The organism is Mannheimia haemolytica (assembly GCF_004342115.1).
Taxonomy (GTDB): Bacteria; Pseudomonadota; Gammaproteobacteria; order Enterobacterales; family Pasteurellaceae; genus Mannheimia; species Mannheimia haemolytica.
In genome coordinates this window covers 37,389-60,343 of the sequence record NZ_SMAC01000018.1, presented here as the reverse complement: position 1 = coordinate 60,343, position 22,955 = coordinate 37,389, and the positions used below count along the sequence as shown (strand labels likewise).

The window sequence follows — 22,955 nt, the reverse complement described above, 5'->3', positions numbered from 1 at the left end:
TGGGTGGAAAAGAATTTAAGCTCAAATTAATCTGACAGACACGGTAATTTAAAACGGGGGACTGTCAGATTAGGTTTGATCTTCTACAATTTATTACTTTTTATTCCGCTTGGTCTAGGAAGTGCATTTTATATTATATTCCCCTATATATTCACCAATCTTCTGGATAAACCAGAATTAGTCTCTGTCTCATTCTTTGTGAATAATTTAATTGCAGTGTTATTGCAATCTGATTTTTCACGAAAATTAAATCTGACAGTACATAAACTTATTTATATTGCACCAATACTGATTATACTTCAAATAATGCCTTGGTTTTATGCACTCCAATGGCTTTCAACCATCACTGCATTTCTCTATTTAGTGATTTTTGCCACTATTACCGTGTATGCGAATACGGCACTATCTAATATGCTAGTGAAATTAGACAATGGTAAAAACCAAGGCTTAATGTTTGGAAGCTCTAAATTAATTTTAGCTATTACCACTCTCGGAGTAATGAATGTATTACCTTACATTTTCTTAATCTAAGCAGGGTAAATCACGCCCAAACTCACGGCTTTTTTTGCTCCTGTCACGCTAGGCATATTACTGGGTAAATTATGGATTCGCTGGTAAGCTAACCAAGCAAAAGCGGCAGCCTCTACATAATCAATATCTAAACCAAATTCTGTAGTGGTTGTAACCTCCCACTCGGGAAGTAAAGCAGAAATCCGTTCCATTAATAACGGATTTCTTGCCCCACCACCACCAACTAAAAGCAAGCGAGGCAGAGAGCTTTCAAAGCGTAATAACTCATTGGCAATACTTTGAGCAGTAAATTCTGCCAGCGTGCGTTGCACATCTTGTGGCTGACAAGCGGTCAAATTTTCCAATTTTTTTGCAAGCCACGTTAAATTAAACAGCTCCCGCCCAGTGCTTTTAGGCGGGGCTTTAGCAAAAAACGACTCGTCTAATAACGTCGCTAACAGTTCAGTATTGAGCTTGCCCGTTCTCGCCCATTCGCCGTTTTTATCGTATCTTTTGCCTTGATGTTGTTCGATCCAACTATCCATCAAAGTATTTCCGGCTCCTACATCATAACCAACTGTAGGGGAATTGGGATTTAATACCGAAATATTGCTGATGCCGCCAATATTCAGCACCACTGTTAGACGATTTGGATCGCTAAAAATAGCTTGATGAAATGCCGGCACAAGCGGAGCCCCTTGCCCACCTACTGCCATATCTTTACGCCGAAAATCAGCGATAGTGGTAATACCGGTTTGCTCTGCCACCAAATTCATATCGCCAATTTGGGTGGTGAAGGGATACTCAGAATCCGGTGAATGCCACACCGTCTGCCCGTGACAACCTATGGCTTGAATATCCTCTGCTTTTAGCTGATTTTTCGCTAAAAACGCATTGATCGTTTCTGCATAAAGCAAGCCTAAACGGTGATCAATTTCCCCCAGTTTTTGGAGATTGGTTTCGCCGGTTTTAAGTAACGCAGAAATATCCGCCCGTAATTCCTCCGGCATTGGAAAAAAATCACAAGCGGTCATTTTCGGTGGATTTTTTGCAAAATCCAGCAAAGCAATATCCACCCCATCAAGGCTCGTGCCGGACATTACGCCTATATAGTAATTTGGGCTATATTCATTCATCATAAAAATCAACATCTGCTATTTGTTACTTTTCTTTGCTTTGCCAAAGAAAAGTAACCAAAAGAAAGGCAACCCGAGCTTCACCGCTATCCTCGCTTAGTTTGAATTGGCTTAACGGCAAATTTACATTCGCTCCGCTCAGAGTAAATTTACCTACCAATTCAAACACGCTCAGGCGGTTCAGACGGGAACAAAAAACAACAAAATCATTGGCGTGCCATTCTTAGATTTTCCGGCACTTCCTCAAAATTCGATCTAAACGGATTGATGTCTAGCCCGCCTCGTCTGGTGTAGCGTGCGTAAACCGTTAATTTTTCCGGCTGAGCGAATTGCATTAAATCGCAGAAAATGCGTTCCACACATTGTTCGTGGAACTCATTATGCTCACGGAACGACACTAAATAACGTAACAGTTTTTCACAGTTTAGCTTTTTGCCTTTGTAGCGAATTTGCACACTTCCCCAGTCAGGCTGTGAAGTAATTAAGCAGTTAGATTTGAGCAAATGGCTGACTAAGATTTCTTCCACCGGCTCATTTTCTGCAATGTTTTCTAAATGTTGAGTCGAAAACGCATAACTGTCGATTTGAATATCTTGCTCATCAATGCAATCGCCTGCAAAATCAACTATCGGCTGTTGCGTGTAGTGCGATAATTGGTAAATTTTTACCGAAACCTGACCGCTTGCACAGCGAGCCAGATCCGCTTGAATCGTTTTCTCAACTTCTTCTATTGAGCTAAATTTGGTTTGGTTAAAACTGTTCAAATAGAGCTTGAAACTTTTCGATTCAATTAAGTTTTCGCTCTTAAAATCAATGGCGACATCTGCAATCGCTACTTGCGGTAGCCCATTTTGGTTCAACCAAGATAGCTCATAGCAAGTCCACACATCAGCCCCTCGGTTAAAAGGCTGCTCTTGTGTAATGCCTAAACCATCACGGTTTAATTTACGAGGAACAGGTTGCAAAAGCGAGGCGTCATATTCGCTTTTGTACTCGGTTTTTTGCCCTAATTTCAGGGCTGAAAGAGATTTATCGTTATAATTCATTGCTTTATTTAATATATTTTACTAAATCAACTAAACTATCTAACACCAAATCGGCTTTAGCCTGACCTTCTTCCGTCACGGCTTTGCCGGTGCGAACCAGCACTTTGGTTTTCACGCCGGCAGCTTCTGCGGCAAGGATATCTTCTAATTTATCGCCCACCATATAAGATTGGCTTGGGTCGATGTTTAAATCTTGAATCGCTTGAGTAAACATACCTGCTTTAGGCTTACGGCAATCACAATCTTCACGGTATTCGCCTTTGCCTTCGGGGTGATGTGGGCAGTAGTAAATACCGTCTAGTACCACGCCATAATCTTCATCGAGCGACCAGTCCATCCATTCGGTTAGTTGCATAAATTGTGCTTCGCTAAAATAGCCTCGGGCAATGCCAGATTGATTGGTTACCAGCACCAATAAATAACCTTTGTCTTGTAGCTGTTTTAACGCCTTGCCGACACCGTCAATAAATTGAAAATCATCAATTTGATGCACATAGCCGTGATCGATATTAATTGTGCCGTCACGGTCTAAAAAAATGGTTTTTTTTCCCATTAGCGACCCCGTAGATAATCCACGATCATTTGGTGATGTTCGCCGGTTTTAAATTTATCAAACACTTGCTCAACCACGCCCTGTTCATCAATTAAAAAGCTGATGCGGTGAATGCCGTCATAGGTTTTTCCCATAAATTTCTTTTCGCCCCATACACCAAAGGCTTCCGCAACTTGGTGTTCCGGGTCAGATAATAAGGTAAAATTAAGGGCTTTTTTCTCTACAAATTGAGCTAATTTTTTCGGTAAATCGGTGCTAATTCCGAGAACAACCACATTGAGCTCATCAAGTTCTGATTTGCTGTCACGCAAACCACAAGCTTGCGTAGTGCAACCCGGTGTAAGGGCTTTCGGGTAGAAATAAACCAACACTTTTTTACCGGCAAATTGAGAGAGTGAAACCGACTCATCAGCCTGATTTTGAAGAGTGAATTGAGGGGCTTTATCGCCTGCTTGTAAGATATTCATTTGTAATTTTTCCATAAAAAATAACCGCTTGCATTATACACGGCAAGCGGTCAAACTTGGCAAAAAATTTGCAAAATGCGGTTGTTTTATGTTGTTGAAAATGATGGACGGTATTGATTTTCCGACCGCAACACTTCTTTCAATACCTTGTCAAAATCGCTTTCAAATAATCTGTCTTGAACAATGCGGTATTTCTCAAATTCGCTTTCTGCGTGCAATTTCGCTTCATCAAAACGCATTTTGCCTTTGCCCTCAAGAACGCCGTTCAGATAACCAAATTTCACGAATTTCTGCCAGCAACTGCTCAAAATAATCTTCATTTAAAAATGTACCATTTTCCATTCTTTGGCGGTCAATCACATAGCCTTTTTGGGCGAAATCCCGTAATACTTTAGTTGCCCATTGGCGAAATTGTGTCGCCCGCACCGAGTTTACCCTATAGCCTATCGAAATAACGGCATCAAGGTTGTAGTGTTTGGTACGATAATTTTTACCATCTGCGGCAGTTATTAGGAAATTCCGAATAACTGACATTTCTTCTAGCTCTCCACTTTCAAAAATATGCTTTAAATGCTCATTGATAGTTGGAATAGAAACATCAAAAAGCTGAGCAATTAATTTTTGCGTGAGCCAAATTTCGTTATCTTCATAACGAACAGTAATATTTTCTGCTCCATTTTGTTGGGTAAAAATCAAAAATTCGGCGGTACTATTACGGATTTGTTTATCGGTCATAAGCTCTCCTTATTTGTGAGAGCTATGCTACTGAATACTGTTTTTTTGTCTAGTAAAAAATACGAATTTTTCGACGCACATCACAAAAAACGCCTGTAATTTAGCATTACAAGCGGTCTGTTTTGGTCGTTTTTTTGCAAATCAGTCTAGAAAGCCTTCCAGTAATTCATTTAAAAACAATTTACCGTGTTGGGTAATTTGCCAATGGGTTGAGCTTTCGGAAATATAGTTTTGGTTTAACGCCCAATCGATTGTCGGGCGAACAATTTCCCTGTCTAAACCGGTAAACCATTCAAATTCTTGTTTTGGCGTGGCTTCAAGCAATCTAAAGCGGTTCATAAAAAACTCAAACGGGCGGTCGTCTAACTCAATCAGATCTTGGCTGTAGCGGTACTCCCCTCGCATATAACCTTTCGGGTGTTTGGTTTTGCTAAAACGATAAATTTCCCCTGTCGGATACGAAATTTTGCCGTGAGCACCACAACCAATCGCCAAATAATCCCCAAATCGCCAATAATTTAAATTGTGTCTGCATTGGTAGCCTTTTTTGGCATAAGCCGAGGTTTCATACTGCTCATAGCCGGCATTCGTTAAAAGTTGATGCCCTTGCTCGAAAATATCCCATAACTCGTCATCATCAGGCAAGGTTGGCTTACGATAATAGAACATCGTATTCGGCTCAATCGTGAGCTGATACCACGATAAATGCGGTGGATTGAGTGAAATCCCTGTTTCTAAATCCACCAAGGCTTGTTTAACCGATTGGTTTGGTAAGCCGTGCATTAAATCAATGTTGAAACTTTGCAAGCCCGATTTTGCAGAATTTTGGGCAAATTTAATCGCTTGTTTTGCTTCATTTGCATCGTGAATCCGTCCTAATTTCAATAATTTTTCCGGCTCAAAACTTTGGATTCCCATTGAAATGCGGGTTACGCCACCTTGTGCGTAACCTAAAAATCGCTCTGCCTCTGCGGTTCCCGGGTTCGCTTCCAGTGTAATTTCGATATTTGGCTCGAATGCAATCCGTTTTTCTACTTCACTTAATAAATAAGCTATCCCTTCCGCTGAAAATAAGCTCGGGGTGCCGCCGCCAATAAAAATAGAATATAATTTACGATCACCTATTGCCACTCGGTAAGCGGTCAAATCTTGGGATAAATCTGCAAGTAAATGTTCGATATATTCTTGCTCGGGAATTAATCCTTTTTGAGCGTGCGAGTTAAAATCGCAATAAGGGCATTTTTGCACGCACCAAGGGATATGGATATAAAGGCTTAAAGGCGGTAAAATCAGGTTCACTGTCAATTTTTCATTTATGATTAAATTGGCGAATAATAACGAAAAGCACGTGAAGTGAAAAGCAAAGATTTTCGTGAGCTAGATCACAAATTCAATAATTCTTGCTTTACCACTTTGACATTAATGATATGATAAATTCAATTTAAAAAAAGTGCATTTTTTGATAAATTCACTTCAGCAAATAATACCGCCCCTATCATAAAAACTTAAAGGAGCTTTAAGATGAAAAAACAGTTTGAACACAACGAATCCCGCCGTGGTTTTATGAAACTAATTGCAGGTGTCGGTGCCGGTATGGCATTTAGTGGCACTTTAGGTACATTTACACCTAAAGCATTTGCAGCCCCTGCCGCCGGCTCAACGATTGAGGCCGGTATAGCTTATCCCATATCAACCGGATTTGACCCGCTTACCTCAAGCGGTGCATCCTCAATGGCGGCAAACCTCCATATTTTTGAAGGCCTCGTGGACTTACATCCAGCCACTCGCAAACCATATTTAGCATTGGCAGCAGCAGAGCCTGAAAAAATTGATGATGTAACCTATCGAATTACTTTACGTGACGGGGCTAAATTCCACAATGGTAATCCGGTTACCACTGAAGACGTAGTTTACTCATTTGAACGTGTATTAGACCCAGCTAAAGCATCACTTTTCGCACAATTCATTCCATTTATTGACACTGTGAAAAAAGTTGATGACAAAGTGGTTGAATTCAAATTGAAATATCCATTTGCGTTATTCAAAGAGCGCCTAACCATTGTTAAAATCGTACCAAAAGCAGTGGTAGAAGCCGGTCAAGCTGCATTTGATGCTAATCCAGTGGGGACTGGCCCATATAAATTTGTATCCGCAACTAAAGATGATCGTATTGTTTTCGAAGCATTTGCAGATTATAACGGTGGCTACCCGGCACAAGTCGAGAAAATGACTTGGTTCTTACTTTCTGATGATGCCGCTCGTGTAACCGCTCAAGAATCTGGCCGTGTTCAAGCAATTGAGTCTGTGCCTTACTTAGATGCAGAACGCTTAAAACGTAAAGGTACCGTTGAGTCAGTACAATCATTCGGCTTACTGTTCTTAATGTTTAACTGTGAAAAAGCACCGTTTAACAACCCGAAAGTTCGCCAAGCGTTACATTATGGCTTAGATACCCAAAAATTAATTGATGTGGTGTTCTTAGGCAATGCAAAAGCTGCTACATCTTACGTGCAAGATACTCACCCGGATTATGTGAAAGCAAATTCGCAATATGATTTCGATAAAGCGAAAGCCGAAGCGTTATTAGCAGAAGCGGGTGTGACAGAGTTAAAATTTGAATTGTTGGCAACCGATCACTCTTGGGTGAAAGAATGTGCGCCATTAATTCTTGAATCGTGGAACAGCTTAAAAGGCGTGAAAGTTTCACTCAAACACTTACAATCAGGTGCATTATATGGCACACACGTTGATAAAGGTGCATACGAAGTTGTGATTGCACCTGGCGACCCATCAGTTTTCGGTAATGACTTAGACCTATTATTAAGCTGGTGGTATCGTGGTGATGTATGGCCGAAACGTCGTTTCCGCTGGTCTGAAACAGCTGAATATGCAGAAGTACAAAAACTGCTTGATGAAGCGGCCAAAAATCCTGCTGCTTCTAAAGAAGCCTGGGCGAAAGCAATCAATATTATCGCTGAACAAGTGCCTCTTTACCCAATTATTCACCGTAAATTGCCAACTGCGTGGAATGATAAGGCATTAACAGGTTTCCAACCATTACCAACAACAGGTATGTCATTTATCGGTGTTGGTCGTGCTAAATAGTCGTAACGGCTAGCTAAATGCAAGCGGTAATATTTTACAAAAAATTTACCGCTTGCATAAATAAAAATCAAAATGATGTAATATTCGTCTTATATCACTCAGAATTCTTACCATTTCTATATTTTCATTTATAATCCTACATATCACTATATTAGCTTGTAGGTAAACTTAGATTTAATTTTGGAGTGTAACTACACTCAAGGAGAAGAAAATGGAAATTATACTCCGATTATTATGGCGTCGCCTAATGGCTCTGCCGGTAATGATCTTAGGCGTAACTGCCTTGGTATTTATTGTTTTACAATTCACCCCCGGAGATCCGGCAACCGTTGCTCTCGGTGAAAGCGCCAGCGAAGCCGCTAAAGAAATCTATCGTGAACAACATGGGTTAAATGATCCATTGCTTGTACAATATTTTCGCTTTTTAGGGAATTTATTCGTATTAGATTTCGGTATGACAACCCCTCCAGAACAGCCTATTGTTGATATGATTGCTAAAGCATTCCCTTTAACATTACAGCTTACCTTTATTGGGGTCTTCTTAGCTGCTATCGTCTCTTTCACATTAGGTGTAACGGCAGCACTTTACCGTGATACTTGGATTGATCAATTAATCCGTTTAATCTCGGTTGCCGCTGTTGCCACACCTTCTTTCTGGTTGGGTATTTTATTGATTCAATACTTCTCCTTAAAATTAGATTGGTTGCCTTCAGGCGGTTTTATTCCATTTAGCGAAGATCCAAAAGGCTATGTAAACTCAATGGTTCTCCCTTCACTCGCTTTAGCTGTTCCTGTATGTGCCTCATTGATCCGTGTCGTGCGTACAACAATGGTAGAAGAAATGGATAAAGATTATGTTCGAACAGCCATCGGTAATGGTGTACCTTACTCAACGGTGATTCGCCACAACGTGCTTCGTAATGCCTTAATTACTCCGGTAACAGTATTAGGTTTACGGGTTGGTTATTTATTAGGTGGTGCAGTTGTGATTGAACAGATCTTCGACTTACCGGGAATGGGTAAATTAATTTTCAACGGTATCGTCAATCACGACTTGAACTTAGTGCAAGGTGTAGTATTAACTATCGCATTTACTTTCGTGTTGGTGAATATCATTGTTGATATTCTTTACTTGCTCATTAATCCAAAAATTCGGAGTTTATAATATGTTTCGCCAAGGATTAGCTGCTCGACTTGCTTCAGGCGGTGCAAGATTTAGAGCATTATCAACCAGCTCAAAAATCGCCTTACTCTTTATTGTATTTATCGCATTAGTCGCTATTTTTGCACCATTAGTAGCGCCTTATGACCCACTACAAACGCTACGTCCAGTGCAAGCTCCAAGCGGTGATTATTTATTCGGTACAGACCGTTTAGGACGTGATATTTTCTCGCGTATGGTATGGGGAGCAAGAACATCTCTCTTTATCGGTTTAGGTGCGGTAGGCGTTGCGATTCTATTCGGTAGTATTTTAGGGGCAACCGCGGCAACCGCCGATAAATTCGGTAACGAAGTGATTATGCGTTTTATGGATATCTTAATGGCATTCCCGGGTATCGCATTAGCTGCTGTATTACTTGCCACTTTCGGTAACTCTGTACCTGTGATTATCGTGACTATTGCGGTTGTTTACACTCCCCAACTTGCCCGAGTGGTGCGTGCTAACGTAGTATCTCAATGGGAAGAAGATTATGTGCGTGCCGAGCGTGTAATTGGTGGTAGCCGTACTTATATTCTATTAAAACACGTTGTGCGTAATACTGCTGCACCGGTTTTAGTATTCGCAACAGTGATGGTTGCTGATGCCATCGTATTTGAAGCATCACTTTCATTCTTAGGTGCAGGTGTCCAGCCTCCATTCCCATCTTGGGGAAATATCTTATCTGAAGGTCGTAACCTTGTATTAAGTGGCTTCTGGTGGGCTACAACTTTCGCAGGGATTATGATTTTATTAACCGTACTTGCGTTAAATATCCTTGCTGAAGGCTTAACCGATGCGTTAGTAAATCCAAAACTAAAACGTTCAACTCAAAGTAAAGAAGATGTCGCAAAACCATTGGCAACAGACGTTCAAGAAGCAATGTCTGAAACTCTTGCGTTAAAACGTTACTTACTCAAATTACACGAGAAAGAAACGACCCGTACTGACCGTATGCAATTAAACTCAACGGCCAAACCGATTTTACAAGTGAAAAACTTATCAATCCGTTTCCCAAATCGTTATGGTGAAACTCCGCTTGTTGATAATATCAGCTTTACTGTTCACGAAGGCGAAACCATGGGCTTAGTGGGTGAATCTGGTTGTGGTAAATCAATCACCGCATTCTCAATTATGGGTTTATTACCAAAAACTGCAAAAATCACTGGTGAAATCCTCTTTACCGACCGTTCAGGTAAACAACACAATCTTTTAGAATCAGCCGATTTAAATGCCCTTCGTGGTCACGAAATCTCGATGATTTACCAAGATGCATTAAGTGCGTTAAACCCATCAATGCGTATTAAAGACCAAATGGCACAATTAATCAGCCGTGGTGGTAAACAATCAGCAGAAACATTATTGCAATGGGTAAAACTTGACCCGGAAAAAACGCTCAACCGTTATCCTCACGAGTTATCTGGAGGACAACGTCAGCGTGTATTAATTGCAATGGCACTTGCTCGTGAACCGAAACTATTGATTGCTGATGAACCAACAACAGCATTAGACGTAACCGTTCAAGCTGAAGTGATCAAATTATTAAACGAATTACGTGAGAAACTTGGATTTGCAATGGTATTCGTGAGCCACGACTTAGCTTTAGTGGCACAAATCGCTCACCACATCACGGTAATGTATGCTGGTCAAGTGGTTGAAACTGCACCAACTACGCCATTATTGGCAAACCCAACACACGAATACACACGTGGATTATTAGGCTCGGTACTTTCTACCGAATTGCGTGCAGAACGCCTATACCAAATTCCAGGCAGTGTGCCTTCACCATTTGATTTTGCGAAAGGTGACCGTTTTGCGAGTCGTTCATTAAGACCAGATGCAAACCCTGAACAGCACTTGAAATTAGTGCCAACCGGTGATCACCCACAACACTTCTGGGCTTCACACTTAGAAGAACCACAATCTAAAGAAGCATAAAGGAGAGCAATACGATGAGTATGAAATTTATCAAAGAACAGCCAATTATTGAACTGTCTAATATTGTTGTGCAATTTGCTTCTCGTGACGGCACCTTATTTAACCCGAAAAAATTCACGGCGGTAAATGATGTCAGCCTAGCAATTCACGCCGGTGAAACAGTCGGTCTGGTTGGACAATCTGGTTGTGGCAAATCTACTTTAGCCAGTGTGATGATCGGGCTTCAAAAACCAACCTCCGGCACAGTAAAATTTAACGGCTTAGAGATGAAATATGGCAGTGCGGAAGCTCGCAAATATTTCGGTAGCCAAGTGTCAGTAATTTTCCAAGACCCGGCAACCGCCCTAAATCCGCGTATGCGTGTGTTGGATATTTTAAAAGATCCGATGGATATTCATAATATCTTACAACCGCAAGAACGTGAGAAGCGGGTTTATGATTTGCTCTCTCGAGTCGGTCTACCTCGTTCAGCGGCGTTGGTCGAGCCAACCCGATTATCTGGTGGGCAAAAGCAACGTGTAGCGATTGCTCGTGCATTGGCATTAAATCCGAAGCTGATTGTGGCTGATGAACCAACCTCTGCACTTGACGTATCGGTTCGAGCTCAAGTACTGAACCTGCTGGCAGACTTGAAAAAAGAACTCAATTTAGCGATGGTATTTATCTCTCACGACTTACAAACCGTTCACCAAGTTTCAGACCGCATTGTGGTTATGAACGGCGGTAAAATTGTGGAAATGGGCGATGCTTCAGACGTATTTGAACGCCCAACGCAAGAGTACACCCGAACCTTAATTGAAGCAGCACCATCTTTATTATAATTGTGCTTTGTGCCTACAAGCGGTAAAATTTTTCGCAAATTTTACCCGCTTGTGTTTTTATTTATGATCCAAATTACCCAAACCATTAACATTGATTTATTAATTGTCGGCTCTGGCATCGCTGGGCTTTCTGCTGCAGTTGAGGCAAAAGAAAAAGGCATTAATACCTTACTGATTAGCAAATCTACGATTGGCTCGGGAGCGAGCTACTTTCCGCTTAAGGCAACACTTGGCATTCAAGTAACCGGCGATGAAGCCGATAAAATTCACTTTAAAGAAGATATTGAAAACATCGGCAAAGGCAAAATCAACCCTAATGTGGTACAAGCCTATATCGAAGATTCACCACAAGCGATTGAACTACTCCACCGTATCGGCTTTCAGCCTTGGAAGCGTAACGACAACCGTCCGGCTTGTTTTGCCAAATACCCTCGCCCAATTTATTTAATTAAAGATTGGCGGGAATCTGCCCTACGAGCGAAACAGATTTTGCAAGAGCAACACATTGATTTCTATGAAAATGCTACCCTTTTACACATCGTCACAGACAATAACCAAGTGCAAGGTGCGGTATTTTCGCTCACTACAAGCGGTCAAATTTCCTATATTTTTTGCAAAACCAAGCATCTTATTTTAGCCGCAGGCGGGATTGCTGGGCTGTATAAAGATAATCTCTACCCGGCTGATGTTATCGGTTCACTTCATTATGTGGCACAACAAGCCGGGGCAACCTTGGTTAATCTTGCCTTTATTCAGTTCATTCCTGCCTTTGTCGAGCCAAAATACAAGGTGCTATTTGGCGAACATACATTGAAGTATGTCACCCAAATCACCGATTCTAAGGGTAACAATCTATTTCCACACTTAAATGCCGAGCAATTTGCAAAAATGGTGCTGGAACGTAGCCATTATGCTCCTTTCAGCCTTGATTTTGCCGGCGTGGAGTTCGATTTAGTGATGATGAAACATTTGCTTGAAAACCCTCACGAAAAAGGCATTTACCTTAAATACAGCCCCAAATTGTATGAAGACACGGAAGAGTTTTATACCGTCTATTTGAATTGGCTCAAAAATGAAGTCGGGATTGATTTAGTGCAAGATAAGATTGCAATCAAGCCGTTTGCTCATAGCTGTAACGGCGGCATTCAAATTAATCAATGGGGCGAAAGTGCAGTAAAAGGGCTATTTGCGATTGGTGAGATTTCTCACTGCATTGAAGGGGCAAACCGTATGGGTGGTAACTCAGTCGGCGGTGGCTTAGTGTTTGCCAAACGTGCGGTATCGGAAATTGTTCGTTCGCTAGAACAGAATGATTTGCAAAAAAACAGCGAAATCTCACCGCTTGCAATGGCAGAAAAAGCATTAAATCAGCTTGCTAATTCAACTGCTAATCTAGAACTAACTGCCAGTGAAGTGCTTTCTACTATTCGAGAGAAAATGGCGTTATACGCCAATGTGTACCGCACTCGGAGCAACCTCAAACTACTACTTGAGGAATTAAACCGTTTGGAACAAGAATTTGACCCAATCTATCACGCTCAATATCAAGGCATTGAAATTTACAATGCGTTAAAAACCGCTCAATTAGTGGTCAATCAAATGCTAAATGAGCAGAGTTTAGGCGCGCACTACTTAGATGAACAAAATTAGTCTATAATAGCCAACTTATTTAAAAATAATAAATTAGGAGTATAAATGAATAACTACCTACTTAAATTAAAACCAATGACAGCGGTCATACTTTCGCTTTTGACGGTCTTTATCTTAGGTTTTACAATGATTGGGCTTGGCTGGGTGCCTCAAATTTCAATTCTAGCCGTGATTGTAATGCTGCTACTTTTCGGCTTAATCAATAAAATTCCGTTTAAAAATATGCAAGAGGGTATGGCAAGCGGGCTGATGTCCGGTATTGGTGCGGTTTACCTATTCTTTTTTATTGGATTATTGGTTTCAGCTTTGATGATGTCTGGTGCGATTCCAACCTTAATGTATTATGGCTTAAGTGTGATTTCACCTGAATTATTTTACATTTCTGCATTCGCATTAAGTTCTGTAGTAGGTATTGCGTTAGGCAGTAGTTTAACCACAACCGCCACCATCGGTGTTGCTTTTATCGGTATGGCTTCTGCTTTCGGTGCGAACCCTGCGATTGTAGCAGGTGCGGTGGTTTCAGGGGCGTTTTTTGGCGATAAAACCTCTCCACTTTCAGACACTACTACCATTGCTGCTTCCGTAGTGGGCATTGATATGTTCGCTCATATCCGTAATATGCTTTATACCACCATCCCTGCGTGGATTTTAACAGCATTATTCCTTTGGTTTTTAACCGAACCTACTGATGCACAAAATTTAGCAAATATAGAGAACCTAAAAACCAATTTGCAAGAAACAGGATTAATACACGGCTACTCTTTGCTACCTTTTGTTACGTTAATTTTAATGGCAATTAAGCGTGTTAATTCAATTTATATTATTGTAACTACAGTAACACTCTCGCTAATTATTACCTATATCCACAGTTCGCCAACCCTTGAACAGCTAGGGAATTATTTCTTTACCAGCTATAAACCTGTTGAAGGCGTAGATTTAGGCGAAGTGGCATCATTAGTCTCTCGTGGTGGCATTAATAGTATGTTCTTTACCATCACTATTGTATTGCTTGCGTTAAGTTTAGGTGGTCTTTTACAAATCCTCGGCATTTTACCGGCACTACTTAACGGCATTAGCGGCTTTTTAACCAGCACAGGACGTGTTACTCTTGTAGTTGCCAGCACTGCGGTGGGAATTAACGTCTTAATCGGTGAGCAATATTTGAGCTTATTGTTATCAGGTAATACTTTCCGCTCAACTTATGAGCGTTTAGGCCTAGAAGTGAAAAACTTATCTCGCACCATTGAAGATGCAGGCACGGTAATCAACCCATTAGTCCCTTGGGGCGTGTGCGGTGTGTTTATCAGTAGCGTATTAAATGTACCGGTGTTAGATTATCTACCATACGCATTCTTCTGTTATATCTGTTTAATCCTTACCTTAATTTTTGGATTTACCGGGGTAACAATCAGTAAAAAAGCTAACTAATATGTGAAACATGCCTACAAATTTGTAGGCATTTTCTTTTCATTAGAGCTGAAGAACAGCTTGTTTGGCTAACTCTCTGGCGAGTTTATCAATATGCAATACATCAGCAATTTCACTGACTTGAATTGGAGCAATATTTTCCACCACCGTTCTATTCACGTTCACAATATCCGTAAAGCGGATTTGCTCGTTTAAAAACGCCTCAACGGCAATTTCATTGGCGGCATTCATCGCTGTTGTCGCATACTGTCCTTCTGCAAAAGCCTCAATCGCTAATTTTAAGTTCGGGTAACGGGCAAAATCCGGCTCGATAAAGGTTAGCTCTTTTAATTTAAAGAAATCTAATGGTGGCACACCAGCATTAATTCGGTTTGGATATGCCATCGTGTGAGCAATCGGCGTACACATATCCGGGTTGCCCATTTGAGCAATCACCGAGCCATCAATATAACGCACCATCGAATGAATAATTGATTGTGGGTGAATGATGATATCCATTTCCTCGGCTGTTGCATTAAACAACCAGCGGGCTTCAATATACTCCAAGCCTTTGTTCATCATTGTGGCTGAATCGACTGAAATTTTCTTACCCATAGACCAATTGGGGTGAGCAACTGCTTGAGCCGGTGTAATCGCATCAAATTCATTTAATGGCTTAGTACAGAACGGTCCACCCGATCCTGTTAAAATAATTTTACTGACACCCAGTTCAGCGAGTGGACAAAACCCGACTTTTTGCTGTGCCTCCGGTGGAAGCGATTGGAAAATCGCATTGTGTTCACTATCTACCGGTAAGAGCTTCGCACCGGATTTACGAGCCTCATCAATAAAAATTTGCCCACAGGTTACCAGCGATTCTTTATTTGCCAACAATACGGTTTTACCCGCTTTCACCGCAGAAAGTGTCGGTAATAACCCTGCTGCTCCTACAATAGCAGCCATTACCATATCCACTTCGGAATGTGCAGCAAGCTCACAAATAGCTGCTTGACCGGCTAACACTTCAGTTTTAGACCCCAAAGTTGCCAATGCCGTTTTTAATGCTTGTGCGGATTTTTCATCATCCATTGCCGCAAAAGTCGGCTGATATTGACGACATTGCTCCAGCATTAATTCAACATTCTTTCCACCAACTAACGCAAACACCTCATATTGGTTTGGGTTATGCTCAACTACCGATAAAGTGCTTTTACCGATAGAACCTGTTGAACCTAAAATCACTAATTTTTTCATTTTGTTTCTCTTTATCTAATGACTGATAAGGGCGAAAGATTTTTCGCCCCTACGCCGTAATTATGCGGATACTCATTCGTTGTTTGTAAATTGTTTAGCAAAAACAACCGCTTGTAGATTAACTCGAAAGCCGTTTTGCTTCGATAACATCATCTAATTGAGCGATACGAGCCAATAATTTATTCAAAATTTCAACGTTGTTAAGCTGAATTTCCATATCAATGGTGGCAAGGCTACGTTTCACATCGGTTCGGCTGGAAACGCCTAACACGTTTACTTTTTCATTTGCCATAATTGCACTGACATCTCGCAGTAAGCCGTTGCGGTCATTGGCAATCACTCGAATGGTTAAGCTTAAACCAGAGGTATAGCCTTCGCCCCAATCCGCCTCCACAACTCGTTCTGGGTTGAGACTTTGTAATTCAAACAGTTGCTCACAATCTGCACGGTGAATCGAAATCCCTCTGCCTTGTGTGATGTAACCCACGATTTCATCACCCGGAATCGGCTGGCAGCAACGGGCAATGGAATGCATTAAGTTCCCTACGCCCTCTACAATCACATAGCCTTTGCTTGGCTTCGGCTGATTGGTGTTTTTATTCACCTGTTTAAGTACCGCTTCGTCTTCTTGTTCGGCGGTCGGTTTAATTAATTTTGATTGCAAGAAGTGCATTAACTGATGAAGACGAATATCGCCACCGCCAATACCGGCATAGAGATCATCAAACTGTTTTAAGTTATAGCGAGGCAGAGCATATTCTTCAATTTGCTTGAGCGTAAAACCGAATTTTTCCATTTCGGCTTCAAGGGCCTCTTTGCCGATTGGAATATTTTTCTCTCGGTCTAATTTTTTAAACCACGCAATAATTTTTGAGCGAGCTTTGCCTGTATTCACAAAACCGGTATTCGGATTGAGCCAATCTCGGCTTGGGTTCGGCTCTTTTTGGGTGATAATTTCAACCTGATCGCCCATTTGCAGATGATAAGTGAATGGCACAATCCGCCCTGCCACTTTTGCTCCAATGCAACGATGCCCGATTTCACTATGAATTGCATAAGCAAAATCAAGCGGCGTAGCTTTTTGCGGTAAATCGATCACCTCACCTCTCGGGGTAAAAACATAAACACGATCATCAAAAATTTGTGACCGCATTTCCGCCACCATATCGCCCGAATCGGCAAGATCATTTTGCCACTCAAGGAGTTTACGCAACCAGACAATTTTTTCTTCGTAGCCCGAACGCCCTGCGGTTGCTCCCTCTTTGTATTTCCAGTGAGCCGCCACCCCAAGCTCGGCATCATCGTGCATTTGCTGGGTGCGAATTTGCACTTCGATGGTTTTATCGCCCTCGCCTAATACAACGGTGTGTAATGATTGATAGCCGTTAGGTTTCGGGTTAGCAATATAATCATCAAAATGTTCCGGCAAATGGGTATATTTGGTGTGAATAATGCCTAATGCCGTGTAGCAATCTTCTAGTGTTGGCACTATTACCCGCACTGCCCGAATATCGAAAAGCTGATTAAATCTCAACCGTTTTTTCTGCATTTTCTTCCAAATGCTGTAGATATGTTTCGGGCGTCCATAAATCTGCACATTCTTGATTTCAGGACTTAAACAAGCGGTCAGATCTGCTACAAAATTTGCAATATAACGCTCACGATCCACACGGCGTTCGCCCAATTCAAATTTAGCAATTTGAGTGTAAGAGACAGGGTGTAAAATGCGGAAACAGTAATCTTCCAGCTCCCATTTGAGCTGCCCGATACCCAATCGATTGGCAAGCGGTGCATAAACGTGAGAACATTCTTTAGCGGCGAGAACGGTATCTTCTTCGGAATGGTGGTTACTATCACGCAGGTAGGCAATTCGTTCGGCAAGTTTAATCACCACACAGCGGAAATCGTCCACCATCGCCAACAACATGCGACGGATATTGTCGATTTGCAGATCCGACACATTATTGGCACTAAGCTGGCGGATATTCTCCATTTCGAGTACGCCTTTAACTAAGTTTTTGATGTCGTTACTGAAATCTTCTTTTAATTGCACCAAGTCGATCACATTGTGTTTTACCAGAGGAAAAAGCATTGCGGCAACTAAGCTGTCATCGTCCATATTCAAGCCGTGCAATACTTCAACCATCTCAATGCCATACCACATCAGACTATAGTCGGTATCCAGTTTTTCCTGTGCATAACTCCACGCATTGTGAATCTGCTCAAAAGTCACAGGAGACATATTCAGGCTTGCACACCAACTCGACAACTCAAAATTATTCGGTTCAAGTTGATGGGAATAACGAATTGCTACCATAAGGCCTCCTTGTAAATTTTTGTGGAAATTAGACCGCTTGTACAGCTTAAAATGGAGTTTTATTATACGTGGAAATTCAGAAAAAATTTACCCCTAATCGAAAATTTAATCCAAGTTATCTTATCCTCTTTACTCCTTAAGAGGTAGCAACCTTGTGATAAATCAAACCTATCAACACAATCATTTGCACGACTTCACGCTCTTGATTAAAATACTTGCGTTTTTATTTTGATCTTTATTTTTGTGGGTAGCAATGACAATTTTAGCTTTAGGAATCAACCATAAAACCGCCTCTGTGGGTTTAAGAGAGAAAGTGGCGTTTGTAGATGACAAACGTAAACTGGCTCTTGAACAAATCCAAACGAGCGGATTGGCTGAAAGCGTGGTCATTCTCTCTACCTGCAACCGCACCGAGCTCTACTTCCACCAGCCTAATATTTCTCCCCGTGAAGAGAGCGAGGAAAATATCCAATGGCGTGAACAATGTTTCCGCTGGTTTGCCCAAATTCATCAACTTGATGAAAGCGAGTTGCGTGAATGTTTATATTTTAAACAAAATTTAGAAGCCGCTAACCACTTAATGAAAGTGGCAAGCGGATTAGATTCACTAATTTTAGGCGAACCACAAATTTTAGGGCAGGTTAAACAAGCCTATCAATATAGCGAAGATTTCTACCAACATCAGCAAAAAGCGATGTTCACCAAGCTATCACGCTTGTTCCAACGCACCTTTGCCACCGCAAAACGAGTACGTTCCGAAACCGAAATCGGCAGCCAAGCGGTGTCAGTTGCTTATGCAGCTTGCGGTTTAGCCCATCAAATTTTCGATAATTTTGGCAAGTTACGCTTTTTGCTGGTAGGGGCAGGCGAAACCATTGAATTAGTCGCCCGCTATTTAATTCAACACGGGGCGAAAAATATAATGTTGGCAAACCGCACCCATATTCGGGCGGAAATGTTGGCGGAAAAACTAAACGCTCCAATGCAAATTCTGTCGTTAAGTGCTTTGCAACTCGGTTTAAACCAAGCTGATGTAGTTATTAGCTCCACCGGTAGCCCTGATACCCTAATCAGTAAAGAAATGGTGGAAATTGCGCAAAAACAACGCCAATTTGACCCACTTTTGCTGATTGATATTGCCGTTCCTCGTGATATTGACGAAAAAGCCGGCGACTTAGAGGGCGTTTACGCTTATAGTGTTGATGATTTACAAAATATTATCCAACGCAATATGGCTCAGCGTGAAGAAGCCGCCAAACAAGCCGCTGAAATCGTCAAAGAGGAAAGCAAAGCATTTTTTGAATGGTTAAAACAACAGCAGTCTAGCGATTTAATCAAACGCTATCGTCAAGATGCGGAGCAAACCCGCCAAGAATTGTTGGAGAAAGCCCTACAAGCAATCAGTCAAGGGCAAGACAGCCAAAAAGTATTAAGTGAGCTAAGCTACAAACTCACCAACCAGTTACTACACGCCCCAACCCAAGCGTTACAAGCAATGGCAAAAAGTGGCAACTCCACCGGCTTACAAAGTTTTTCAAGAGCATTACGGCTAGAAGAATGATGCTCAGCACATTCTTTTAGGCATATTTGCAAAAAATTGAACATTTTTAACCGCTTGCGGATGCACGCCGTGCGTCCCTCCCCGTGTTCCCGATCTTCTTCTAATTTCAACTTCCCCAAATTTCCGCTATAATAAGCCAATTTTTGCAACCATTTTGCAAATAACCGGATATAGAGGATACAAAATGACTCCTGTTGTTGCCCTAGTGGGCAGACCTAATGTCGGCAAATCGACTTTATTTAACCGTTTAACTCGTACTCGAGATGCCTTAGTAGCAGATTTCCCCGGCTTAACCCGAGACCGTAAATATGGTCACGCTAATATTGCCGGCTACGATTTCATTGTAATCGACACCGGTGGTATTGATGGTACAGAGGAAGGCGTGGAAGAAAAAATGGCGGAACAATCTTTATTGGCGATTGAAGAAGCCGATGTGGTGCTTTTCTTGGTTGATGCCCGAGCCGGATTATTACCTGCCGATGTCGGCATTGCTCAATATTTACGCCAACGTGAAAAAACCACGGTGGTGGTTGCCAATAAAACCGATGGTATTGATGCCGACTCTCACTGTGCCGAATTCTATCAATTAGGCTTAGGCGAAGTAGAACAAATTGCTGCAGCACAAGGGCGTGGGGTTACGCAGCTTATCGAGCAAGTGTTAGCTCCTTTAGGCGAACAGCTAAATGCCGAGCAATTTAACCAAGAACAAGCGGGCGAAAATGCTAAAAATGTTGCAAATGAAGAAACAGACGAATGGGATACCGAATTCGACTTTGAGAACGAAGAAGATGCGGCATTATTAGATGAAGCCTTGGCAGAAGAAGCAGAAGAGTCGATTGAAGATAAAAATATCAAAATTGCGATTGTCGGTCGTCCGAATGTTGGTAAATCAACACTGACCAACCGCATTTTAGGCGAAGAGCGTGTGGTAGTTTATGATATGCCAGGAACAACCCGTGATTCTATTTATATTCCAATGGAGCGTGACGGTCAGCAATATACCATCATTGATACCGCCGGTGTGCGTAAACGTGGCAAAGTGAATTTAGCGGTTGAGAAATTCTCGGTAATTAAAACCTTGCAAGCCATTCAAGATGCAAACGTGGTGCTATTAACTATTGATGCCCGAGAAGGTATTTCCGATCAGGATTTATCACTACTCGGCTTTATTCTAAATGCTGGTCGTTCATTGGTGATTGTGGTAAACAAATGGGACGGCTTGTCGCAAGATATTAAAGATCAAGTGAAATCAGAGTTAGATCGCCGTTTAGATTTTATTGATTTTGCCAGAGTGCATTTTATCTCGGCATTGCACGGCTCAGGCGTGGGGAATTTGTTTGATTCAGTAAAAGAAGCCTACGCTTGTGCAACGCAAAAAACCTCGACCTCAATGCTGACTCGCATTTTGCGTATGGCTGCTGATGAATACCAACCACCATTGGTTAATGGTCGCCGAGTGAAATTAAAATATGCTCACCCGGGTGGCTACAACCCACCAATTATTGTGATTCACGGCAATCAGGTTGAAAAATTAGCGGATTCTTACAAACGTTATTTAAGTAATTATTTCCGTAAAAGTTTAAAAATTATCGGCTCGCCAATTCGGATTTTATTCCAAGAAGGCAATAATCCTTTTGCCGGTAAGAAAAACAAACTGACACCAAGCCAATTACGCAAACGTAAACGTTTGATGAAGTTTATTAAGAAAAGTAAGAAATAATATCTAACGATAGCGCAAGCGTCCACGCTTGTGCTAAAACTAATAATGGCACAAGCGTGGACGCTTGCGCCATCATTTAACAGAGAATATTAACTATGATGATGCAATACTCTCCAAAATTTAATAATGCTAAAGTGCTGGTGCTTGGCGATGTAATGTTAGACCGTTACTGGTTCGGGGCAACCAATCGAATTTCGCCTGAAGCCCCTGTGCCGGTGGTGAAAGTACAAGATATTGAAGAGCGTGCCGGCGGTGCGGCAAACGTGGCGATGAACATCGCCAGTCTTGACGTACCGGTAACATTACACGGCTTAATTGGCGATGATGATGCCGGGCGTGCTTTAGATAAATTACTTAATTCCCACCAGATCCAAAATCATTGTGTGGCGATTAATTCGCACCCAACCATCACAAAATTGCGGATTCTTTCCCGCCATCAGCAATTATTGCGGTTGGATTTTGAAGAGGGTTTTCACAATGTAGATTCTACCGCCCTACTTGCAAAACTTTCGCAAGAAATTACCGCTTACGGAGCATTAATTCTCTCGGATTACGGCAAAGGCACATTGGAATCGGTGCAACAAATGATCCAAATTGCCCGCAATGCTAAGGTGCCGGTGCTGATCGACCCGAAAGGCACAGACTTTGAACGCTATCGTGGGGCAACATTGCTTACACCAAATATGTCGGAATTTGAAGCGGTGGTTGGGCATTGTAAAGATGAGGATGAGATTGTCAGCAAAGGGTTAAAACTGATTGCCGACTATGATTTATCTGCACTATTAGTTACCCGTTCGGAAAAAGGAATGACCTTACTTCGCCCGAACCACGAGCCTTATCATCTGCCGACCCAAGCCAAAGAGGTTTATGATGTAACCGGTGCAGGCGATACCGTAATCAGTGTATTAGCCACTGCGATTGCCGATGGCAGAGCCTATGAAGAAGCCTGCTATTTAGCCAATGCTGCCGCCGGTGTAGTCGTAGGTAAATTAGGGACTTCAACCGTCAGCCCGGTTGAGCTGGAAAATGCGATTCACCAACGCACTGCCACCGGTTTTGGCTTGGTTTCTGAAGCCGAATTAAAAGCGATTGTGGAAGAAGCGAAAAAACGTGGCGAAAAAATCGTGATGACGAACGGTTGCTTTGATATTCTTCACCCCGGTCACGTTTCCTATTTGGAAAACGCCCGTAAATTAGGCGACCGATTAATTGTAGCCGTCAATACCGATGCTTCGGTAAAACGCCTAAAAGGCGAAGCTCGCCCGATTAATGATTTAGCTGCCCGTATGGCAGTTTTAGCTGGTTTAGCCTCTGTAGATTGGGTTGTGCCTTTTGATGAAGATACACCACAACGTTTAATCAGTGAAATCCTACCTGATTTATTGGTAAAAGGTGGTGATTACAAGCCGGAAGAGATTGCCGGCAGCCAAGAAGTATGGGCAAACGGCGGCGATGTGCGAGTATTGAACTTTGAAAACGGCTGTTCTACCACTAATGTGATCAAGAAAATTCAAGCACTATAATGGTAATAAGCGA

18 protein-coding genes and 1 pseudogene are annotated in these 22,955 nt (G+C 41.9%); 10 read left to right on the top strand and 9 right to left on the bottom strand.

Annotated elements, in window-relative coordinates:
* Window positions 1-78: 78 nt before the first annotated feature.
* Window positions 79-531 (top strand): annotated as a pseudogene (locus tag EDC41_RS14095) (MFS transporter); the annotation flags it as partial.
* Here the strand turns inward: EDC41_RS14095 and EDC41_RS08015 are convergent.
* From EDC41_RS08015 to hemW, 7 genes are all read right to left on the bottom strand, one after another.
* The gene (locus EDC41_RS08015) at window positions 528-1,661 is read right to left on the bottom strand and encodes an anhydro-N-acetylmuramic acid kinase (protein WP_006251060.1); all 1,134 of its coding nucleotides are present in this window, start codon (window positions 1,659-1,661) and stop codon (window positions 528-530) included. The pseudogene EDC41_RS14095 and the gene EDC41_RS08015 sit on opposite strands and share 4 nt — an antisense overlap.
* Before the next feature lie 191 nt (window positions 1,662-1,852).
* On the bottom strand, window positions 1,853-2,692 hold the full coding sequence (queF, locus tag EDC41_RS08010; protein WP_006251061.1) for an NADPH-dependent 7-cyano-7-deazaguanine reductase QueF: 840 nt from the start codon (window positions 2,690-2,692) through the stop codon (window positions 1,853-1,855).
* 4 nt (window positions 2,693-2,696) lie between these two features.
* Window positions 2,697-3,245, bottom strand: coding sequence for a D-glycero-beta-D-manno-heptose 1,7-bisphosphate 7-phosphatase (gene gmhB / locus EDC41_RS08005; RefSeq protein ID WP_006251062.1), 549 nt, complete (start codon window positions 3,243-3,245; stop codon window positions 2,697-2,699).
* Window positions 3,245-3,712 (bottom strand): thioredoxin-dependent thiol peroxidase, encoded by a 468-nt coding sequence (gene bcp, locus EDC41_RS08000; RefSeq protein ID WP_032844913.1) that lies wholly within the window; start codon window positions 3,710-3,712, stop codon window positions 3,245-3,247. Before bcp ends, gmhB begins: the two co-directional genes overlap by 1 nt.
* An 86-nt stretch (window positions 3,713-3,798) precedes the next feature.
* A complete protein-coding gene (locus EDC41_RS13865) occupies window positions 3,799-3,996 on the bottom strand; it encodes a hypothetical protein (RefSeq protein ID WP_006251064.1) in 198 nt (65 codons plus the stop codon).
* Window positions 3,965-4,447, bottom strand: a complete 483-nt coding sequence (locus tag EDC41_RS07990) for a virulence RhuM family protein (protein ID WP_006251065.1) — start codon at window positions 4,445-4,447, stop codon at window positions 3,965-3,967. The genes EDC41_RS13865 and EDC41_RS07990 overlap by 32 nt, the downstream gene beginning before the upstream one ends.
* A 141-nt stretch (window positions 4,448-4,588) precedes the next feature.
* Window positions 4,589-5,746 carry a radical SAM family heme chaperone HemW gene (hemW, locus tag EDC41_RS07985; RefSeq protein ID WP_006251066.1) on the bottom strand — a complete coding sequence of 386 codons (1,158 nt, stop codon included), beginning with the start codon at window positions 5,744-5,746 and terminating at the stop codon, window positions 4,589-4,591.
* 222 nt (window positions 5,747-5,968) lie between these two features.
* Here hemW and EDC41_RS07980 point away from each other — a divergent pair, with 222 nt between their 5' ends.
* The 6 genes from EDC41_RS07980 to nhaC all read left to right on the top strand — a co-directional run bounded on the left by EDC41_RS07980 (window position 5,969) and on the right by nhaC (window position 14,588).
* Window positions 5,969-7,552: an ABC transporter substrate-binding protein gene (locus EDC41_RS07980; RefSeq protein WP_006250190.1), complete on the top strand. Its 1,584-nt coding sequence runs from the start codon at window positions 5,969-5,971 to the stop codon at window positions 7,550-7,552.
* Between the two features lie 211 nt (window positions 7,553-7,763).
* Window positions 7,764-8,717: an ABC transporter permease gene (locus EDC41_RS07975; protein WP_006250191.1), complete on the top strand. Its 954-nt coding sequence runs from the start codon at window positions 7,764-7,766 to the stop codon at window positions 8,715-8,717.
* A gap of 1 nt (window position 8,718) precedes the next feature.
* Window positions 8,719-10,689, top strand: coding sequence for a dipeptide/oligopeptide/nickel ABC transporter permease/ATP-binding protein (locus EDC41_RS07970; RefSeq protein ID WP_006251068.1), 1,971 nt, complete (start codon window positions 8,719-8,721; stop codon window positions 10,687-10,689).
* Between the two features lie 14 nt (window positions 10,690-10,703).
* Window positions 10,704-11,510 carry an ABC transporter ATP-binding protein gene (locus EDC41_RS07965; RefSeq protein WP_006250193.1) on the top strand — a complete coding sequence of 269 codons (807 nt, stop codon included), beginning with the start codon at window positions 10,704-10,706 and terminating at the stop codon, window positions 11,508-11,510.
* A gap of 63 nt (window positions 11,511-11,573) precedes the next feature.
* Window positions 11,574-13,160, top strand: a complete 1,587-nt coding sequence (locus tag EDC41_RS07960; protein WP_032844914.1) for an FAD-dependent oxidoreductase — start codon at window positions 11,574-11,576, stop codon at window positions 13,158-13,160.
* A 45-nt stretch (window positions 13,161-13,205) separates the two neighbouring features.
* Window positions 13,206-14,588: a Na+/H+ antiporter NhaC gene (gene nhaC, locus EDC41_RS07955; protein WP_006251071.1), complete on the top strand. Its 1,383-nt coding sequence runs from the start codon at window positions 13,206-13,208 to the stop codon at window positions 14,586-14,588.
* A 42-nt stretch (window positions 14,589-14,630) separates the two neighbouring features.
* On the opposite strand, the gene ispC is transcribed toward nhaC, so the two are convergent.
* The gene (ispC, locus tag EDC41_RS07950; protein ID WP_006253142.1) at window positions 14,631-15,821 is read right to left on the bottom strand and encodes a 1-deoxy-D-xylulose-5-phosphate reductoisomerase; all 1,191 of its coding nucleotides are present in this window, start codon (window positions 15,819-15,821) and stop codon (window positions 14,631-14,633) included.
* 118 nt (window positions 15,822-15,939) lie between these two features.
* On the bottom strand, window positions 15,940-18,138 hold the full coding sequence (gene relA / locus EDC41_RS07945; protein WP_006251073.1) for a GTP diphosphokinase: 2,199 nt from the start codon (window positions 18,136-18,138) through the stop codon (window positions 15,940-15,942).
* A gap of 253 nt (window positions 18,139-18,391) precedes the next feature.
* Here relA and hemA point away from each other — a divergent pair, with 253 nt between their 5' ends.
* The 3 genes from hemA to hldE all read left to right on the top strand — a co-directional run bounded on the left by hemA (window position 18,392) and on the right by hldE (window position 22,942).
* Complete coding sequence (gene hemA / locus EDC41_RS07940; protein WP_006251074.1) at window positions 18,392-19,699, top strand: glutamyl-tRNA reductase; 1,308 nt, start codon at window positions 18,392-18,394, stop codon at window positions 19,697-19,699.
* Between the two features lie 184 nt (window positions 19,700-19,883).
* The gene (gene der / locus EDC41_RS07935; RefSeq protein ID WP_006253144.1) at window positions 19,884-21,419 is read left to right on the top strand and encodes a ribosome biogenesis GTPase Der; all 1,536 of its coding nucleotides are present in this window, start codon (window positions 19,884-19,886) and stop codon (window positions 21,417-21,419) included.
* Between the two features lie 95 nt (window positions 21,420-21,514).
* Entirely contained in the window at window positions 21,515-22,942 is a 1,428-nt protein-coding gene (hldE, locus tag EDC41_RS07930; protein WP_006251076.1) for a bifunctional D-glycero-beta-D-manno-heptose-7-phosphate kinase/D-glycero-beta-D-manno-heptose 1-phosphate adenylyltransferase HldE, read from the top strand.
* The last annotated feature ends 13 nt before the right edge of the window (window positions 22,943-22,955 follow it).

What these genes read in the sequence shown, in the direction of transcription:
- EDC41_RS08015 (WP_006251060.1), bottom strand. Translation starts at nt 1,661, where the DNA reads ATGTTGATTTTTATGATGAATGAATATAGCCCAAATTACTATATAGGC.
- queF (WP_006251061.1), bottom strand. Translation starts at nt 2,692, where the DNA reads ATGAATTATAACGATAAATCTCTTTCAGCCCTGAAATTAGGGCAAAAA.
- gmhB (WP_006251062.1), bottom strand. Translation starts at nt 3,245, where the DNA reads ATGGGAAAAAAAACCATTTTTTTAGACCGTGACGGCACAATTAATATC.
- bcp (WP_032844913.1), bottom strand. Translation starts at nt 3,712, where the DNA reads ATGAATATCTTACAAGCAGGCGATAAAGCCCCTCAATTCACTCTTCAA.
- EDC41_RS07990 (WP_006251065.1), bottom strand. Translation starts at nt 4,447, where the DNA reads ATGACCGATAAACAAATCCGTAATAGTACCGCCGAATTTTTGATTTTT.
- EDC41_RS07980 (WP_006250190.1), top strand. Translation starts at nt 5,969, where the DNA reads ATGAAAAAACAGTTTGAACACAACGAATCCCGCCGTGGTTTTATGAAA.
- EDC41_RS07975 (WP_006250191.1), top strand. Translation starts at nt 7,764, where the DNA reads ATGGAAATTATACTCCGATTATTATGGCGTCGCCTAATGGCTCTGCCG.
- EDC41_RS07970 (WP_006251068.1), top strand. Translation starts at nt 8,719, where the DNA reads ATGTTTCGCCAAGGATTAGCTGCTCGACTTGCTTCAGGCGGTGCAAGA.
- EDC41_RS07965 (WP_006250193.1), top strand. Translation starts at nt 10,704, where the DNA reads ATGAGTATGAAATTTATCAAAGAACAGCCAATTATTGAACTGTCTAAT.
- EDC41_RS07960 (WP_032844914.1), top strand. Translation starts at nt 11,574, where the DNA reads ATGATCCAAATTACCCAAACCATTAACATTGATTTATTAATTGTCGGC.
- nhaC (WP_006251071.1), top strand. Translation starts at nt 13,206, where the DNA reads ATGAATAACTACCTACTTAAATTAAAACCAATGACAGCGGTCATACTT.
- ispC (WP_006253142.1), bottom strand. Translation starts at nt 15,821, where the DNA reads ATGAAAAAATTAGTGATTTTAGGTTCAACAGGTTCTATCGGTAAAAGC.
- relA (WP_006251073.1), bottom strand. Translation starts at nt 18,138, where the DNA reads ATGGTAGCAATTCGTTATTCCCATCAACTTGAACCGAATAATTTTGAG.
- hemA (WP_006251074.1), top strand. Translation starts at nt 18,392, where the DNA reads ATGACAATTTTAGCTTTAGGAATCAACCATAAAACCGCCTCTGTGGGT.
- der (WP_006253144.1), top strand. Translation starts at nt 19,884, where the DNA reads ATGACTCCTGTTGTTGCCCTAGTGGGCAGACCTAATGTCGGCAAATCG.
- hldE (WP_006251076.1), top strand. Translation starts at nt 21,515, where the DNA reads ATGATGATGCAATACTCTCCAAAATTTAATAATGCTAAAGTGCTGGTG.